This window comes from Photobacterium sp. Alg240-V54, assembly GCF_900537155.1.
GTDB lineage: Bacteria > Pseudomonadota > Gammaproteobacteria > Enterobacterales > Vibrionaceae > Photobacterium.
The window spans coordinates 218,735-235,011 of record NZ_UNRL01000002.1; the positions used below are offsets into that span (position 1 = coordinate 218,735).

The window sequence follows — 16,277 nt, forward strand, 5'->3', positions numbered from 1 at the left end:
TTATGTCGGATGCTGACGGTCAAGAACGTACCGAAGACGCCACCGCGCGAAAACGCGAGCAGGCGCGAGAAAAAGGTCAAGTACCGCGCTCAAGAGAATTAGCCTCCGTGGCAGTATTGGTTTCCGGTGCTGTCGGTTTAATGTGGTTTGGTGAAGGGCTAAGCAGTGCTTTAGGTCGCATAATGACGCGCATGTTTACCCTTAGCCGTGAAGAAGTATTTGATGTGCATTTGTTATTAACGGTGATTACGAATGCGATATGGGAAGTATTTTTACCGTTAGTGATTATTTTGGTGTTTTTATTTACTGCCGCGTTAATCGGCGCGGCAGGGTTAGGTGGAGTACGCTTTTCTTCTGAAGCGGCGATGCCAAAATTGTCTAAAATGAACCCTCTAAGTGGCCTTAAACGGATGTTTGGTAGCCAAAGTTGGGTCGAACTTATTAAATCAATCCTTAAAGTTGGCTTAGTGGCAAGTGTGGCGGGGTATCTGATTTATTCAAGTTTGGATGATTTTTTTCAACTTAGTATTGAAACCTTTCCAGCTAATTACTTTCATGCTTTGGATATTTTGCTCAACTTTGTGCTATTGATCTGTTGTTCATTGCTGGTGGTAGTGGCGATTGATGTGCCTTATCAGATTTGGCATTTTAGTGATCAATTGAAAATGACCAAGCAAGAAATTAAAGATGAATATAAAGATTCTGAAGGTAAGCCTGAAGTAAAGGGCCGTATTCGTATGCTGCAACGTGAAATGGCGCAGCGACGAATGATGGCTGATGTTCCACAAGCCGATGTGGTGATCACCAACCCTGAACACTATTCAGTGGCATTGCGTTATGATCCTAAACTGGACGCTGCGCCGATTGTGATTGCCAAAGGTGGTGATCACTTAGCACTTAAAATTCGAGAAATTGCCAACAAACATAACATTGATATTGTGCCTGCTGCACCATTAGCGCGTGCGATCTATTACACCACCGAATTAGAGCAGCAAGTGCCCGATGGTTTATTTGTCGCAGTAGCACAAGTATTGGCTTATGTTTTCCAATTAAAAGCTTATCGCCGTGGTAAAGGGCAGAAACCAATATTGTCCGCTGCCGCAACGGATATTCCTCAAGAATTACAGCATTAATCAGTTCATCATAATTAGTATAAAAGCATAAATTTACCGTCAAAATAATGGCAGAATTATGCGGCATGATACTTGCTATAAGCGATTGTATCTGTGAAGAATTATGGCTAATTTTTAGTTTAGAAAGCAGTCGTCTTCATACCAATAAATCGTGATTTGATGAAAATACAATGAAGCTTTCAATTCCTGCGGCTGCGCGCCTACCGTTAGCGCGTTTACAAAATATGCCTGCAATCGGTGCGCCGGTAATGGTATTGGCGACCTTGGCAATGATCATTCTGCCAATACCGCCATTAATGCTAGACATGGTTTTTACTTTTAATATTGCGTTGGCTTTAGTGGTGTTGTTAGTCACTGTTTACACTCGTCGCCCTCTCGATTTTGCTGCTTTTCCAACTGTATTGCTTATCGCGACCTTATTACGTCTAGCACTTAACGTTGCCTCAACACGGATCGTGTTACTCCATGGTCATGAAGGACCAGAGGCTGCTGGTGAGGTCATTCACGCCTTTGGTGCGGTTGTGATTGGCGGTAATTATGCGGTCGGTTTGGTAGTGTTCATTATCCTGATGATCATTAACTTCATGGTAGTAACCAAAGGTGCTGGTCGTATTTCTGAAGTTAGTGCTCGCTTTACCCTTGATGCCTTACCTGGTAAGCAAATGGCGATTGATGCCGATTTAAATGCAGGTCTAATTGATCAAGAGCAAGCCCGTACTCGTCGTTTTGAAGTTACCAAAGAAGCTGATTTTTATGGTTCGATGGATGGTGCGTCTAAGTTTGTAAAAGGGGATGCGATTGCCGGTATTCTGATTTTATTTCTTAATATTATCGGTGGCTTAATCATCGGTATGACTCAGCATGGGTTAGCGTTTGTTGAAGCGCTGGAAATATATAGCTTGCTAACCATTGGTGATGGATTGGTTGCACAGATACCGTCGTTATTATTGTCCATTGGTGCAGCAATGCTGGTAACTCGTCAAAATACTGACGAGGATATGGGCCAGCAAATGTACTTTCAAATGTTTAATAATCCGCAGGCGCTGATCATTACCGGTTCGATCTTATTTGTAATGGGTATTGTGCCAGGCATGCCCCATGTGCCGTTTTTATTATTAGCAGCACTGATTGGTGGCGTCGCTTATTGGCGCTACAAAAAAGATCAGACCGCTGCAGTGGTTGAAAAAGAACTACCAACTCATGATATGGCTCCAACTCTGCCGCTTAAAGAGCTGTCATGGGATGATGTGCAGCCAGTCGATACTATTGGTTTAGAAGTTGGTTATCGGCTTATTTCTATGGTCGATAAAGATCAAGGCGGAGAACTGTTAGAGCGCGTTAAAGGTGTACGTAAAAAACTTTCCCAAGATTTTGGTTTCCTTGTACCGCCAGTTCATATTCGCGACAATTTAGAATTACCACCAAATAGTTACCGCATTAGCCTTATGGGGGTGACCTGTGGTGAAGCGAATATTCATCCCAATATGGATTTAGCCATTAACCCAGGCCAAGTGTTTGGCAGTATTGATGGCGAACGCACTTTTGATCCTGCATTTGGTTTAGAAGCAGTATGGATTCAAGTCTCTCAACGTGAACATGCTCAAGCATTAGGTTATACCGTGGTTGATTCAGCTACCGTATTAGCGACCCATCTAAGTCAACTATTGACCAATCATGCCGCACAATTATTAGGTCATGAAGAAGTTCAAAACTTACTTGAAATGTTAGGTCAATCAACACCTAAATTGGTGGATGGTTTTGTACCTGATCAATTACCACTTGGTGTGGTAGTGAAAGTAATGCAGAACCTACTTAACGAAGCTATTCCATTACGGGATATTCGAACCATCGTTCAAACCTTGTCTGAGTATTCAACCAAGAGTCAAGATCCTGACATTCTCACCGCCGCGGCGCGGATTGGCTTGAAACGATTAATTTGTCAGGAAATCAATGGAATAGAGTCAGAGCTGCCTGTGATAACCTTGGTTCCTGAGTTGGAACAAATATTGCATCAGACGATGCAGTCTGCTGGTGGGGAGTCTTCTGGAATTGAACCAGGACTTGCTGAGCGTCTGCAACGTTCGCTTACTGAGGCAACCCAGCAACAAGAATTAAAAGGTGAGCCAGCAGTATTACTCACATCCGGTGTTTTGCGTTCTACTTTGGCAAAGTTTGTCAAAAATACCATACCAACATTGAGGGTACTGTCTTATCAGGAAGTACCAGATGAAAAGCAAATTCGCATTGTTAATGCGGTTGGTCATTAATAATGATGAAACTCAATATTCATTTAAGCACGTGCTGATAGGGAATTAAGTTTGAAAATAAAACGATTTTTTGCCAAGGACATGAGAACAGCACTTAGCGAAGTCAAAGAAGAACTTGGCCCTGACGCAGTGATTATGTCCAATAAAAAAGTCTCTGGTGGTGTAGAAATTGTCGCTGCGGTTGATACTGATACTCAGCCTATGATGGCTAAAACCAATCATGATGTGCGTGATGAGTTAGCCCAAGGCTTAGGACAAGCACGGCGTAAACTTGCTGATGATAAAGTCAATGTGACGCCATCAGCATCAAAGCAGTTTGCCAGTGTGCTCCAAAATTATGCCGCGACCACAGAAACGCCAGACAATATGGCCTCTGTTGATTCATTAACGGCATTATTGCAGCGCCAATCAAAGCATCAAGATCAGTTGCAATCACAGTCTAATCATTCAAATGATGGCAGCCGAGAGCAGGCGCGTCAGCATTATTACCACAGTGATACCCATGAGCAGCATCGGCAGCAACATGGTATTGATCGCCAACCCGCATCATTACGATCGCAACCTAAACGTCGTTACGATGAGCAATCACATGATCTCAATGTGGGTGAGTATAACCGTCCAGCGTCGAAACAATTTGAACGTGAAGTGGCTGTTGGTCGAAATGATTATGGTACGCCACCACGTAAGCCTCGGTTAGATCCAAGTCGCTATGAAGCCAAAGGGGCACGTAAAGACGATGACTTAGAGACGATGCGTGCTGAAATTATCTCAATTCGACGTTTATTAGAACATCAATTATCCGGGCTGATGTGGCAAGAAGTTGAACGCCAGGAGCCAATGCGAGCAATGATGATTAAGCGACTGGAAAAAATGGGTCTATCAGACCAACTCGCAGATCAATTAGCCTGTTATATTCCTGAAGATTTACCGACCAATGAAGCATGGCCGGCATTACTTGATTTATTGGCTGATCAAATACTGACCACTGATGATTGTATTTTAGAAACGGGTGGCGTGGTGGCCTTACTTGGGCCAACTGGTGTTGGTAAAACAACCACCGTTGCTAAATTGGCCGCACGAGCGGCGATGGAGTTTGGCCCTAGTCAAATTGCATTAGTGACCACGGATAATTACCGTATTGGTGCTCATGAGCAGCTTGCTACTTATGGCCGAATTATGGGGTGTCCTGTCAGAGTGGCTAAAGATGCCCAAGAACTGGCCGATATACTTCATCAGTTACGCCATCGACGATTAGTGTTACTTGATACAGCTGGCATGGGTCAGCGTGATATTCGTTTGACCGAACAGTTAGATACCTTAATGCAAAATAGCGGCGCTAAAATTCGCAGTTATTTGGTGATGCCAGCAACATCACAACGACGGGTGCTTGAGGAGACGATTGAGCATTTTCGTCGTATTCCATTATCAGGCTGTGTATTAACCAAACTTGATGAATCATTAAGTTTGGGTGAAATAATCTGTGTTGCTATTCAAAATGCCTTACCCATTGCATATTTAGCGGATGGTCAGCGGGTTCCTGAAGATTTGAAAGTAGCAACGGGAAATTACCTAGTTTCGCGTGCCAATGAGTTGTTAGAACGAGAGTTGTCACAGCAATCTCATGTCTGGGCTAGTGATAGTTCAGATAACAAAACGGCCGATTTTTATGACTGAGAACATCATGTACGATCAAGCGAGTGGTTTACGTCGAATGACCCAATTAACGTCGACAAAAGTCATTACGGTTACTGGCGGTAAAGGTGGCGTAGGTAAAACCAATGTCACACTTAATATGGCAATTTCAATGGCGCGCCAAGGCAAACGTGTCATGGTGCTTGATGCAGATCTTGGGTTAGCTAATGTCGATGTGATGTTGGGTTTACGTGCTGGACGAAATCTATCACATGTGCTGGCTGGGTTGTGCGAACTTAAAGATATTATTATCGAAGGCCCTTATGGCGTAAAAATCATTCCATCGGCTTCGGGTACTCAGAATATGGCGGAATTAACCCCTGCACAGCATGCTGGCTTAATTCGCGCGTTTGGTAATTTACAAGACGAGATCGATTTTTTTATTGTCGACACCGCTGCTGGTATTTCTGACATGGTGCTCAGTTTTGCTCGTGCAGCTCAAGATATTGTTATTGTGGTATGCGATGAACCGACGTCGATCACAGATGCGTACGCATTAATGAAAATTTTGAGTCGTGAGTATGATATTCAACGATTTAAGATTGTTGCCAACATGGTTCGTAGTTATCGTGAAGGGCGCGATTTATTCATTAAACTAACGCGAGTAACGGAACGTTTTCTAGATGCCAACCTTGAACTTGCCGCCTGTATTCCTCTTGATGATAACGTTCGCCAAGCGGTTAAACGTCAAAAATTAGTGGTTGAGGCATTTCCGCATACACCTGCAGCGTTAGCATTGAACTCATTAGCATCAAAAGCGATGACATGGCCTATTCCTCATCATCCTGGTGGGCATTTGGAGTTTTTTGTTGAACGATTGTTAGTGCATAAACCGCGAGCCATGGAGGCGCCAATTTGTGAATAAAACTTTAACTTATAGTCGTTACCAACAAAGTCCGCAGGCGTTTATTGAGCGCTATTCGACGTTGGTAAAGCGGATTGCACATCATTTAATGGCGCGTTTACCACCGAGTGTATTAGTCGAAGATTTGATTCAATCGGGCATGATCGGATTGTTAGAAGCACAGCAAAATTACGATCCTAGCAAAGGGGCGAGTTTTGAAACCTTCGCGGGGATTCGTATTCGTGGCGCGATGCTCGATGATATTCGTCGTGGTGATTGGGTACCGCGTTCGGTGTATAAAAATAATCGGCTTATTAGTGATGCGATTGCACACCTTGAACATAGCCTTGGTCGCGATCCGACGGATAATGAAATATCGACCTATCTTGATATGCCATTAGAGCAATACCATCAAGCGTTGAACGATGTCAATTGTGGTCGTATCGTTGGCATTGCGGATCTTGCGGGTGGTGAAGACACAATGGTTAATGATGAAGATATTAATCAAAATCTGCCATTCCAAGGTGTGGTTGATGATAGTTTTCGTCATAGCTTAGCGGCAGCGATTAAAACGCTGCCAGAGCGAGAAGCATTAGTGCTGTCACTGTATTACGACGAAGAAATGAATTTAAAAGAAATAGGTGCCGTTATTGGTGTGAGTGAATCGCGTATTTGTCAGATTCATAGCCAAGCGATGCAGCGATTACGGGCTAAATTACATGCTTGGGCTGCGTGATTTCAATAATAGTGCTGACATTATTTATAACTTACAACACAGTTTACTGTGGAGGCAATTTTGAATACTAATATGAAAATTCTTATTGTTGATGATTTTTCAACAATGCGCCGTATCGTTAAAAATTTACTGCGTGATTTAGGATTTAACAATACTGTTGAAGCCGATGATGGTGTCACAGCATTGCCGTTATTAAAACGTGGTGATTTTGATTTCGTGGTAACTGATTGGAATATGCCTGGAATGCAAGGTATTGATTTATTACGCCATATTCGTTCTGATGAGCAATTAAAGCATTTACCGGTGTTGATGATCACCGCGGAAGCTAAGCGTGAACAAATCATTGAAGCTGCTCAAGCTGGTGTGAATGGCTATATTGTAAAACCGTTTAATGCGGCGACATTGAAAGAAAAACTCGCGAAGATTTTTGAACGGTTACAGTAGTTATTGCGTTTTGGCATAGGGAAAGTTAACCATGATTTCATTAGAGCAAGCGCAGCAATTAGTGGTGTTGCTTGAGCAAGGACAGCAACAACAAGCTAATACGTTAGTGCAAACTTTAGTTGAACATCAACGTTCACCTGTGTACGAAGAAGTGGGAAAAATGACGCGCCAGCTACATGATTCCTTAGTCAGTTTTCGGCTTGATCCGCGTTGGAATGATTTGGCTAAAACCGACATTCCAGATGCGCGCGACAGTTTATCTTATGTGATTGATAAAACTGAAGCTGCCGCTAACCGTACCATGGACGCCGTTGAAATAACCTTACCGATTGCCGAACAACTACAGCAAACACTGCAGCACCTTCAGCCGCAATGGCAGCAATTAATGGCGGGTCAAATTGCGTTGGCTGATTTTAAACAACTTTGCCACGATATTAATCAGTTATTAAGTCAAGTTAATCAAGATAGCGCTCTTTTACGTGAGCATTTAACTGATATTTTAATGGCGCAAGATTTTCAGGATCTGACTGGCCAAGTGATACGACGGGTGATCACCTTAGTTCACGAAATTGAACAGCGAATGCTTGATATTCTGCAAGCATTTGGTATCGAGCAAGCAGTACTGACTGAGGTGGAAATAAAGCCCTCAGCGGTGACTGCTGAAGGACCAATTATTAACCCCCAGCAACGTAAAGATGCACTTTCATCACAGGATGATGTTGATGACTTACTTTCAAGTCTCGGATTTTAGAGGGAATTTATGAGTTTTGATTTAGATGAAGATATCCTACAAGACTTTTTAATTGAAGCTGGGGAAATCCTTGAATTATTGTCTGAGCAATTAGTTGAACTTGAACGTCGTCCTGACGATAGTGAATTATTAAATGCTATCTTTCGTGGTTTCCATACCGTTAAAGGGGGGGCTGGTTTTTTATCTTTGGCTGAGCTAGTTGATGCTTGCCACGGTGCTGAAAACGTATTTGATTTATTACGTACTGGTAAGCGTAGCGTCACATCAGATCTTATGGATGTGATTTTAACAGCGTTAGATTGTATCAACGTGATGTTTACTCAAGTACAAGCGCATCAGCCCCTCACTAAAGCTGATCAAACATTATTGGATCAATTGCATCATTACAGTTTACCACCTACCGCCGTTGAAACCGCAGTGGTTGAGCCTGAACCTGTTATTGCTCCGTCATCAACCAGTGCGATTAATGCAGATAGTATCGATGATATTACTCAAGATGAATTTGATCGCTTATTAGATGAGTTACACGGTGTTGGTAATTCTCCCTCTGCGGTAGCTGTACCACCTTCAGCAGTAACGACAACGGCTAATATTGCGAGTGGTGTTGAAAGTAGTGATATTACCGATGATGAGTTTGAACGGTTATTGGATGAATTACATGGCAGTGGTAAGGCTCCGGGGAGTGAGGCTGTAGCTGTAACTGCTGAATCAGCCATTGCCAATGACAATCTCGCGGTTGTTAATGATAATTTGATGACAGATGATGAGTTCGAAAACTTATTAGATCAATTACATGGTGTCGGTCGTGGACCTCTGGTTGAGCCTGTAACCCCGGCAGCGTCAATAGTGACGAAAGATAAACCTAAGCCTCAAGCAGAAACCACGGTACGTGTTGATACTTCAACCCTTGATATCATCATGAATATGGTCGGTGAGTTAGTGTTAGTACGCAACCGTCTAGTGAGTTTAGGCTTAAATACCACCGATGAAGAAATGTCAAAAGCGGTATCGACATTGGATGTTGTTACCGCCGATCTTCAAGGCGCGGTAATGAAAACTCGCATGCAGCCAATCAAAAAAGTCTTTGGTCGTTTTCCGCGAGTAGTACGTGATTTAGCTCGCAGTCTTAATAAAGAAATCGTACTGGAAATGGTAGGTGAAGATACTGATCTTGATAAAAACTTAGTGGAAGCCTTAGCCGATCCTTTAGTGCACTTAGTACGTAACTCGGTTGATCATGGTATTGAAATGCCAGCAGTGCGCGAGCAAGCTGGTAAGTCACCAACAGGTAAAGTGTTACTCTCAGCATCACAAGAAGGGGATCATATACGGTTAACCATTGAAGATGATGGTGGCGGTATGGATGCTAATAAATTGCGTCAAATCGCGATTGATCGCGGCATGATGGATCACGATGCCGCCTCACGCTTAAGTGATAATGATGCTTATAATTTGATTTTTGCCCCTGGTTTTTCCACTAAAAAACAGATTTCAGATATTTCAGGGCGCGGTGTTGGTATGGATGTGGTTAAAACCAGTATCAACCAACTCAATGGCTCGATAGCGATTAATTCGGTGTTAGGCAAAGGAACTCGAATTGATATTAAAGTACCACTCACATTAGCGATTTTACCGACATTAATGGTTGGCGTAGCGCAGCAGCCATTTGCGTTACCGTTAGCGAGTGTGAATGAGATTTTCCATTTAGATTTAACCAAGACCCATACCGTTGATGGCCAATTGACGATTGTGGTACGTGAGAAAGCGATTCCATTATTCTTCTTGCAAGATTGGTTATCGAAAAAATCATCGCGCCATCATCAACAACATAATAGTTATGGTCACGTGGTGATTGTTCAGACGGGTCACCAACGAGTTGGCTTTGTGGTTGATAGTCTGATCGGCCAAGAAGAAGTGGTAATTAAGCCGTTAGATAAACTTCTCAAAGGCACACCGGGGATGGCAGGAGCAACCATTACTAGCGATGGTCATATTGCGCTTATTTTAGATGTACCTAACCTGTTAAACCATTATGTAAGACGTTAATTACTAACAAAAATAACCGATTGAACGCCAGTGATTAGGCTGACGGTATTATTTAGGTAAAGGAATAAAAACAAATGGCAATAAAGGTGTTAGTGGTTGATGATTCAAGCTTTTTTCGTCGCCGTATGAGTGAGATTATTAATGCTGATCCTCGATTAACCGTTGTTGGTAATGCCACTAATGGTAAAGAAGCATGTGAGCTGGTGAAAGTGCTACAGCCTGATGTTATTACCATGGATATTGAAATGCCGGTGATGGATGGTATTAGTGCGGTACGTGAAATAATGAAAATAGCCCCGACGCCTATTTTGATGTTTTCTTCTTTAACCCAAGATGGTGCAAAAGCGACCTTAGATGCGCTTGATGCTGGTGCCCTCGATTTTTTACCGAAAAAGTTTGAAGATATTGCCCGTAATCGTGATGAAGCGGTCGATCTATTACAAAAGCGAGTGGCTGAATTAGCCGGGAAAAGATTTTATTTACGGCGTCATAATGGTTTATCAGCGCCGATAAAGAGGTTATCTACGCCTCCTGGGCGTAATATGTCAGCGATGACAGCTGAAGTACGCCCCGCTGTTACTGCAATAAACACTGGACGCGCTGGTAGTGAAGCGACACTGACGACCAAAATACCATTACGCTTTCGCGCTTCAGGTAAAAAATATCAGTTAGTCGCAATTGGAACCTCAACTGGCGGTCCGGTCGCATTACAAAAAATTCTGACTCAACTACCGGCGAGTTTTCCGTATCCGATTATTTTAGTGCAGCATATGCCTGCAACATTTACGGCGGCGTTTGCGGCTCGATTAAATAACCTGTGTCGCATTGAAGTAAAAGAAGCCCAAAATGGCGATATACTCCGTGCTGGTGTGGCGTATTTAGCCCCAGGCGGACAGCAGATGATGGTTGATGGACGGGCAGTTGGAGCTCGACTACGCATTATTGATGGTGGCGAACGCATGAATTACAAGCCTTGTGTTGATGTCAGTTTTGGATCGGCGGCGAAAGTGTTTAATGATCGGGTATTATCGATAGTGCTAACGGGCATGGGTGCCGATGGTCGCGAAGGTGCGCGGATGTTAAAAGCGAATGGCTCAACCGTGTGGGCACAAGATGAAGATAGCTGTGTGGTATATGGCATGCCACAAGCAGTTGCTAAAGCGGGCATTTCTAGTCATGATCTTCCCCTTGACCGCATTGCGGAATATATTTTAATTGAATTGGGTTTGTCGTGAGGAGTTAAAGGTGGTTGTTTGGAGTATTGCAAACCAAAAAGGTGGAGTAGGGAAAACGACCACTACCATAGCATTAGCAGGATTACTAAGTGAACAAAACCAGCGAGTATTAGTGGTTGATACCGATCCCCATGGATCATTAACAACCTATTTAAATTTTGATGCGGATTATGTACCTGCCAGTTTATTTGATTTATTTCAATTACCACAGATTGATTATGATGGTGTAAGAGAATTAATTTTAAGCACCACATTTAGTCATATTGATATTATTCCCGCCCATATGTCATTAGCGACTTTGGATCGCTCTATGGGTAACCGCAGTGGAATGGGATTAGTATTAAAAAAAGCATTAACCGCTGTTGCCGCAGATTATGACTATGTATTGATTGATTGCCCACCGATTCTTGGGGTGATGATGGTCAACGCACTGGCAGCCAGTGATCGGATTTTGATTCCAGTACAAACTGAGTTTTTAGCCATGAAAGGCCTCGAGCGCATGTTACGTACCTTGCAGATTATGCAGCGTTCTAAACCGGGTGGCTTTGATGTCACTATTGTGCCGACCATGTATGACAAGCGTACGCGAGCATCATTGCAAACCTTGCAAGATCTCAAAACCCGTTATCCTGATCAAGTGTGGGCCTCAGCGATTCCGATTGATACTAAATTTCGAGATGCCAGCATTAAACATATGCCGCCATCATTGTATGCCCATAATTGTCGCGGAGTATTTGCTTACAAAACGTTACTTAGTCATTTAACAAGGCTTACACACCATGAATAATAACCGTTTAACCAGTGAACAAGCATTGGATGATTATTTTGGTGATTTACTGTTAGATGCCGAGCCCGAGTCTATTAAGTCGCCAACGTTTTGTGAGCCGTCATCATCACAACAATTACAACAGTTATTAGATCAAGTACCACTAACGGTTGCAACCGAGCCACAAGTGGTGGTTGTCACTGATGCAGAACCAGAACCAGAACCAGAACCAGAACCAGAACCAGAACCAGAACCAGAACCAGAATATGTTACCTGGCAGCATCATGGCCAGCAGCAGCCATTTCAAGCATTGTTTTTTGAAGTCAATGGCATGATGTTTGCGGTGGCGTTAACAGAGTTAGGCTCAATTCATCGATTGGGAGCATTAAACCAGATTGTTAGTCGCCCAAATTGGTATTTAGGCTTAGCACCATTAGCTCAATATAATGTTGATGTTGTAGATACGGCCCGCTGGGTGATGGCTGATAAGTTAACCAATGATTGTTATCGTGCTAATTATCGTTACATGGTGATGTTAGGTAATAGTCAGTGGGGATTAGCGTGCGATATTTTACATGGTACGCAAACATTATTGACGACAGATATTCGTTGGCGTCAACAAGCAGGTAAGCGACCGTGGTTAGCGGGAATGGTCAAACAAAAAATGTGTGCACTGATCCATGTTGATGCATTAATTCAAATGTTGAATAAAGGCTTAGATGTTAATAGTGACGCGAGTTGAGGCATTAAAGAGGAAATAATATGTCCCAAGTAAATATAACGGAAATTCAAAAAGATGGCGTTAACGATCAAGTACTACAGTGGGTTACATTTCAATTAGAAAATGAAACCTATGGTATTAATGTCATGCAAGTGCGTGAAGTATTACGTTATTCAGATATAGCACCTGTACCGGGCGCGCCTGATTACGTGATTGGTATTATTAATTTACGTGGTAATGTTGTTACTGTTATTGATACTCGTGCCCGTTTTGGCTTACAACATGGTGAAATTACAGACAGCACCCGTATTGTTATTATCGAAGCTGAAACCCAAGTGATTGGTATTTTAGTCGATAGTGTTGCTGAAGTGGTGTATTTACGTAGCTCTGAAATTGACAGTACGCCTTGTGTTGGCACCGAAGAAAGCGCCAAGTTTATTCAAGGGGTAAGTAACCGCGACGGGCAGCTATTAATTTTGGTCGATTTAAATAAACTGCTGTCGGAAGACGAGTGGGACGAGATGGCGTATTTGTAATGGATATCATACTTCAACAATGGTTACCGGTGGTGATCTCTGTGCTTATTGCGCTAATCGGCGCAGTGCTAATCCGTCGTGAGCGTCAAGCGCGGTTGGCATTAGAAGTCAAATTCACAGCCATTGAAACCGTATTAAAAAATGCGCGGTTGCAAAATGAAAGCTTAACTAAACAATTTCACGAATTACGTACAGGCAGCATCGGTATGAGTGATAAATTAGTTGATTTGATCGAGCAGATTGATCGGGTTGAAGTACGTCAAAATGAAGTGGCGATGAATGATTCCGGTGGGCGCTTATACAGTCGCGCCAGTAAAATGGTTGAACTAGGCGCTGATGTCGACGAATTAATGAAAGAATGTGATTTACCTAAAGCTGAAGCTGAATTGCTGCTGAGTTTACAAAGAAGTATGCCACAGCATTATCGACGTTAATGGCTTTAAACACCCATTACTATGCGGTGATGTCGATATTTTCAAACCCTTCCCAGCCCGGAGGGGTTTTGCCGTTTAGGTACCATGAAAAGGCAATTAACTCGGCTATAATTTGATATAACTCCTCGGGAATGTGATCGCCTAATTCAAAGCTATTAAGGTACTGTGCCAACACTGGGTCTTGATGGATTAATCCACCTTGCTGTTTTACTTGTTCAATAATATGTTGTGCTAATTGGTCGTAGCCTTTCGCCGCAATATAAGGGCTTTTATCGCCATCATAACGCAGGGCAATTGCTTGTTGTGGAGTTGAGGTTAGCTTTACCGTCATGGTTATTTTATCCTTATAATTAAACTGTGATTGATAGCCCTGATGGTGCTGGTGGCGTTTGCAGTGGTTGCTCTGTAAGCCGTTTATACTGGGGTGGCGTGCTATTAATGCCTAATTGCTGCAACCGTGAAATTAAATAGGGGGTTAGCCGTTCAATACGTAGTAATAATTGCTGATTCATGCATTCAAAACGAGTGCTTAATTGTTGTTGGTGCCAACAAGCAATAACATTTACTGTATCTATTGTACCAATAGGTAAACTCAATTTGACCGTCCAGCGGTTATTGTTATCCTTAGTAGTATTTTTTTTATTTTTGTGATGATCGTTAATTTGTAGCTCAATGGTTTGACCGTTGTCTTGCACCCATTGTAAGTGCAGTTGGTGACTGTCAGGAGAACGCTGGCTTTCAGGGCCGCGTTGTTCACTTGCAAGGCGAAGTAAAGCAGTAAACTCTTGTTGTTGCTCAGGACTCAATTGGCTTAACCACTGCTTTAGTGGGCTTGATGGTTGCGATAATTGCAGTAATAACGTTGCTAATGTTTGGTGACCAGTATTGTGTTGTAGCCAGTGAATTAAGCCAGCTTGATTATTGGGTAATAATAATTGGCTAAACAATTGTTGCAGTGATGATGGCATCGAGTGTGACGATTTAGCTGTACCTAAGTTTAACGGCAGCAATAAATTTGTAACTAATCGTTGCAAGCTATTCATAGATAATAATAATTGCGGCAGCTGAGAGATCAAATTTGATTGATTGTTAGCAGTGATTGTTGATGAGAGTAAATTGGAAGCCTTCGGTATTGTAGTAATTCTTTCTATTGTCGAAAGTTTTTCTATAAATGGCGCTGAATTTGGCAATAGTTTAGTTTGCATTTATTTCACAATTACTTACGTTAGTTAACGACTAAGAAGCTGAGCAGTTTAGCCAATTTGTTAGCCATTGTGGTACTATGCGGCTATTTTGTGGCACCTAGGATATAGCATTTTATGTTGTCAGTAGCAAATTTGAGCTGCGTTCGTGATGAGCGCGTCTTATTTGATGAATTAAATTTCACGATTTCAAGTGGTGAATTAGTTCAAATTGAAGGGCCAAACGGCGCGGGTAAAACGACCTTATTAAGAATAATAGCGGGCTTAGGCCATCCAGATAGTGGTGAGGTGCTGTGGTGTAATGAAAATATTACAACTGCACGTGAGGATTATCACCAATCACTGTTATTTTTAGGTCATCAAACAGGCGTAAAGCGCGAGCTTACGGCCTTTGAGAACTTGGCTTTTTTTCAGGCAATGCATACCTGCCAACAAGGCTCCGATCTCAAAGGAACACCCAAAGTAACCGGTGATGATGCATTGTGGCAAGCATTGGCCCATGTTGGTTTAGCTGGACGTGAAGATATTAGCGCAGGGCAGTTATCAGCAGGTCAGCAACGTCGAGTTGCATTAGCGCGTTTATGGTTAAGTAATCATAAACTGTGGGTGCTTGATGAACCGCTAACCGCGATTGATAAGCAAGGGGTTAAGGTGCTTGAGGCGCTATTTTTGGCACATGCTGAGCGTGGAGGAATGGTATTACTGACCACTCACCAAGATATGTTTGTTGATAGCGATCGGTTACGAAAAATTAAGTTAGGGCATACTAACCATGCTTAACACCCTTGTTCAAATTATTCGGCGTGAGTTATTAATCGCTTATCGTCGCCAAGCGGATATTTTTAATCCGCTATGGTTTTTTATTATTGTGATCACGCTGTTCCCATTAGGGATCGGACCTGAGCCTAATTTATTAGCTCGCATTGCTCCGGGTATTATTTGGGTAGCAGCGCTATTAGCGGCATTATTATCGATGGAGCGTTTGTTCCGCGATGACTACCTTGATGGTTCACTGGAGCAGATGCTGTTGATGCCAGTGCCATTGTCGGTGGCTGCATTTGCTAAAATGATCGCGCATTGGTTACTCACTGGATTACCATTGATTTTAATTAGCCCATTACTGGCTATTTTATTGTCGTTGAATTGGCATACATGGATCGCAGTGTTATTAACCTTGCTGATTGGCACACCAACATTAAGTTTTTTAGGTGCCATTGGTATGGCATTAACGGTTGGATTACGAAAAGGTGGCGTTTTATTGAGCTTGCTCATACTGCCTTTGTACATTCCTGTACTTATATTCGCGACCTCCGCCATTGAGGCGGCAAGTTTAGGCATGGCTTATGATGGTCAATTAGCCATTATGGGGGCGATGTTAGTTGGGTCATTGACTCTGGCACCGTTTGCTGTGGCAGCATCACTAAGGATCAGTGTTAATTAGCCGATGAATTTTTCTTTAATGCTCACCTC

At 42.7% G+C, this 16,277-nt stretch carries 17 protein-coding genes; 15 read left to right on the forward strand and 2 right to left on the reverse strand.

The window, feature by feature from the left end; translation table 11 throughout:
- The first annotated feature begins 2 nt into the window (after window positions 1–2).
- The 13 genes from flhB (at window position 3) to G6R09_RS06565 (ending at window position 13,605) form a co-directional block, all read left to right on the forward strand.
- A complete protein-coding gene (flhB, locus tag G6R09_RS06505) occupies window positions 3–1,133 on the forward strand; it encodes a flagellar biosynthesis protein FlhB (protein WP_065166455.1) in 1,131 nt (376 codons plus the stop codon).
- Window positions 1,134–1,303: 170 nt separating this feature from the next.
- Entirely contained in the window at window positions 1,304–3,400 is a 2,097-nt protein-coding gene (flhA, locus tag G6R09_RS06510; protein WP_065166454.1) for a flagellar biosynthesis protein FlhA, read from the forward strand.
- Window positions 3,401–3,451: 51 nt separating this feature from the next.
- Window positions 3,452–5,074 (forward strand): flagellar biosynthesis protein FlhF, encoded by a 1,623-nt coding sequence (gene flhF, locus G6R09_RS06515; RefSeq protein ID WP_065166453.1) that lies wholly within the window; start codon window positions 3,452–3,454, stop codon window positions 5,072–5,074.
- A complete protein-coding gene (locus G6R09_RS06520) occupies window positions 5,067–5,957 on the forward strand; it encodes a MinD/ParA family protein (RefSeq protein ID WP_107272685.1) in 891 nt (296 codons plus the stop codon). Before flhF ends, G6R09_RS06520 begins: the two co-directional genes overlap by 8 nt.
- Window positions 5,950–6,672: an RNA polymerase sigma factor FliA gene (locus tag G6R09_RS06525; protein WP_163921291.1), complete on the forward strand. Its 723-nt coding sequence runs from the start codon at window positions 5,950–5,952 to the stop codon at window positions 6,670–6,672. The genes G6R09_RS06520 and G6R09_RS06525 overlap by 8 nt, the downstream gene beginning before the upstream one ends.
- A gap of 72 nt (window positions 6,673–6,744) precedes the next feature.
- Window positions 6,745–7,116 carry a chemotaxis response regulator CheY gene (cheY, locus tag G6R09_RS06530; RefSeq protein ID WP_065166451.1) on the forward strand — a complete coding sequence of 124 codons (372 nt, stop codon included), beginning with the start codon at window positions 6,745–6,747 and terminating at the stop codon, window positions 7,114–7,116.
- A gap of 31 nt (window positions 7,117–7,147) precedes the next feature.
- The gene (locus G6R09_RS06535) at window positions 7,148–7,867 is read left to right on the forward strand and encodes a protein phosphatase CheZ (RefSeq protein WP_065166450.1); all 720 of its coding nucleotides are present in this window, start codon (window positions 7,148–7,150) and stop codon (window positions 7,865–7,867) included.
- A 9-nt stretch (window positions 7,868–7,876) separates the two neighbouring features.
- Complete coding sequence (locus G6R09_RS06540; RefSeq protein WP_163921293.1) at window positions 7,877–9,913, forward strand: chemotaxis protein CheA; 2,037 nt, start codon at window positions 7,877–7,879, stop codon at window positions 9,911–9,913.
- Window positions 9,914–9,987: 74 nt separating this feature from the next.
- Window positions 9,988–11,148: a chemotaxis response regulator protein-glutamate methylesterase gene (locus G6R09_RS06545; RefSeq protein ID WP_065166448.1), complete on the forward strand. Its 1,161-nt coding sequence runs from the start codon at window positions 9,988–9,990 to the stop codon at window positions 11,146–11,148.
- Between the two features lie 10 nt (window positions 11,149–11,158).
- Complete coding sequence (locus tag G6R09_RS06550; protein WP_163921296.1) at window positions 11,159–11,935, forward strand: ParA family protein; 777 nt, start codon at window positions 11,159–11,161, stop codon at window positions 11,933–11,935.
- Window positions 11,928–12,656 carry a chemotaxis protein CheW gene (locus G6R09_RS06555; RefSeq protein WP_163921299.1) on the forward strand — a complete coding sequence of 243 codons (729 nt, stop codon included), beginning with the start codon at window positions 11,928–11,930 and terminating at the stop codon, window positions 12,654–12,656. The genes G6R09_RS06550 and G6R09_RS06555 overlap by 8 nt, the downstream gene beginning before the upstream one ends.
- A 20-nt stretch (window positions 12,657–12,676) precedes the next feature.
- Window positions 12,677–13,171: a chemotaxis protein CheW gene (locus tag G6R09_RS06560; protein WP_065166446.1), complete on the forward strand. Its 495-nt coding sequence runs from the start codon at window positions 12,677–12,679 to the stop codon at window positions 13,169–13,171.
- Complete coding sequence (locus G6R09_RS06565; protein ID WP_065166445.1) at window positions 13,171–13,605, forward strand: DUF2802 domain-containing protein; 435 nt, start codon at window positions 13,171–13,173, stop codon at window positions 13,603–13,605. Before G6R09_RS06560 ends, G6R09_RS06565 begins: the two co-directional genes overlap by 1 nt.
- Before the next feature lie 19 nt (window positions 13,606–13,624).
- Here the strand turns inward: G6R09_RS06565 and G6R09_RS06570 are convergent, their stop codons facing one another.
- Together G6R09_RS06570 and G6R09_RS06575 are read right to left on the reverse strand one after the other, a co-directional pair.
- Window positions 13,625–13,936 carry an EscU/YscU/HrcU family type III secretion system export apparatus switch protein gene (locus G6R09_RS06570; RefSeq protein WP_065166444.1) on the reverse strand — a complete coding sequence of 104 codons (312 nt, stop codon included), beginning with the start codon at window positions 13,934–13,936 and terminating at the stop codon, window positions 13,625–13,627.
- Window positions 13,937–13,955: 19 nt separating this feature from the next.
- The gene (locus tag G6R09_RS06575) at window positions 13,956–14,810 is read right to left on the reverse strand and encodes a hypothetical protein (RefSeq protein ID WP_065166443.1); all 855 of its coding nucleotides are present in this window, start codon (window positions 14,808–14,810) and stop codon (window positions 13,956–13,958) included.
- A gap of 114 nt (window positions 14,811–14,924) precedes the next feature.
- On the opposite strand from G6R09_RS06575, the gene ccmA reads away from it, so the two are divergent.
- Window positions 14,925–15,587, forward strand: a complete 663-nt coding sequence (ccmA, locus tag G6R09_RS06580) for a cytochrome c biogenesis heme-transporting ATPase CcmA (RefSeq protein ID WP_065166442.1) — start codon at window positions 14,925–14,927, stop codon at window positions 15,585–15,587.
- Entirely contained in the window at window positions 15,580–16,248 is a 669-nt protein-coding gene (gene ccmB, locus G6R09_RS06585) for a heme exporter protein CcmB (RefSeq protein ID WP_065166441.1), read from the forward strand. Before ccmA ends, ccmB begins: the two co-directional genes overlap by 8 nt.
- The last annotated feature ends 29 nt before the right edge of the window (window positions 16,249–16,277 follow it).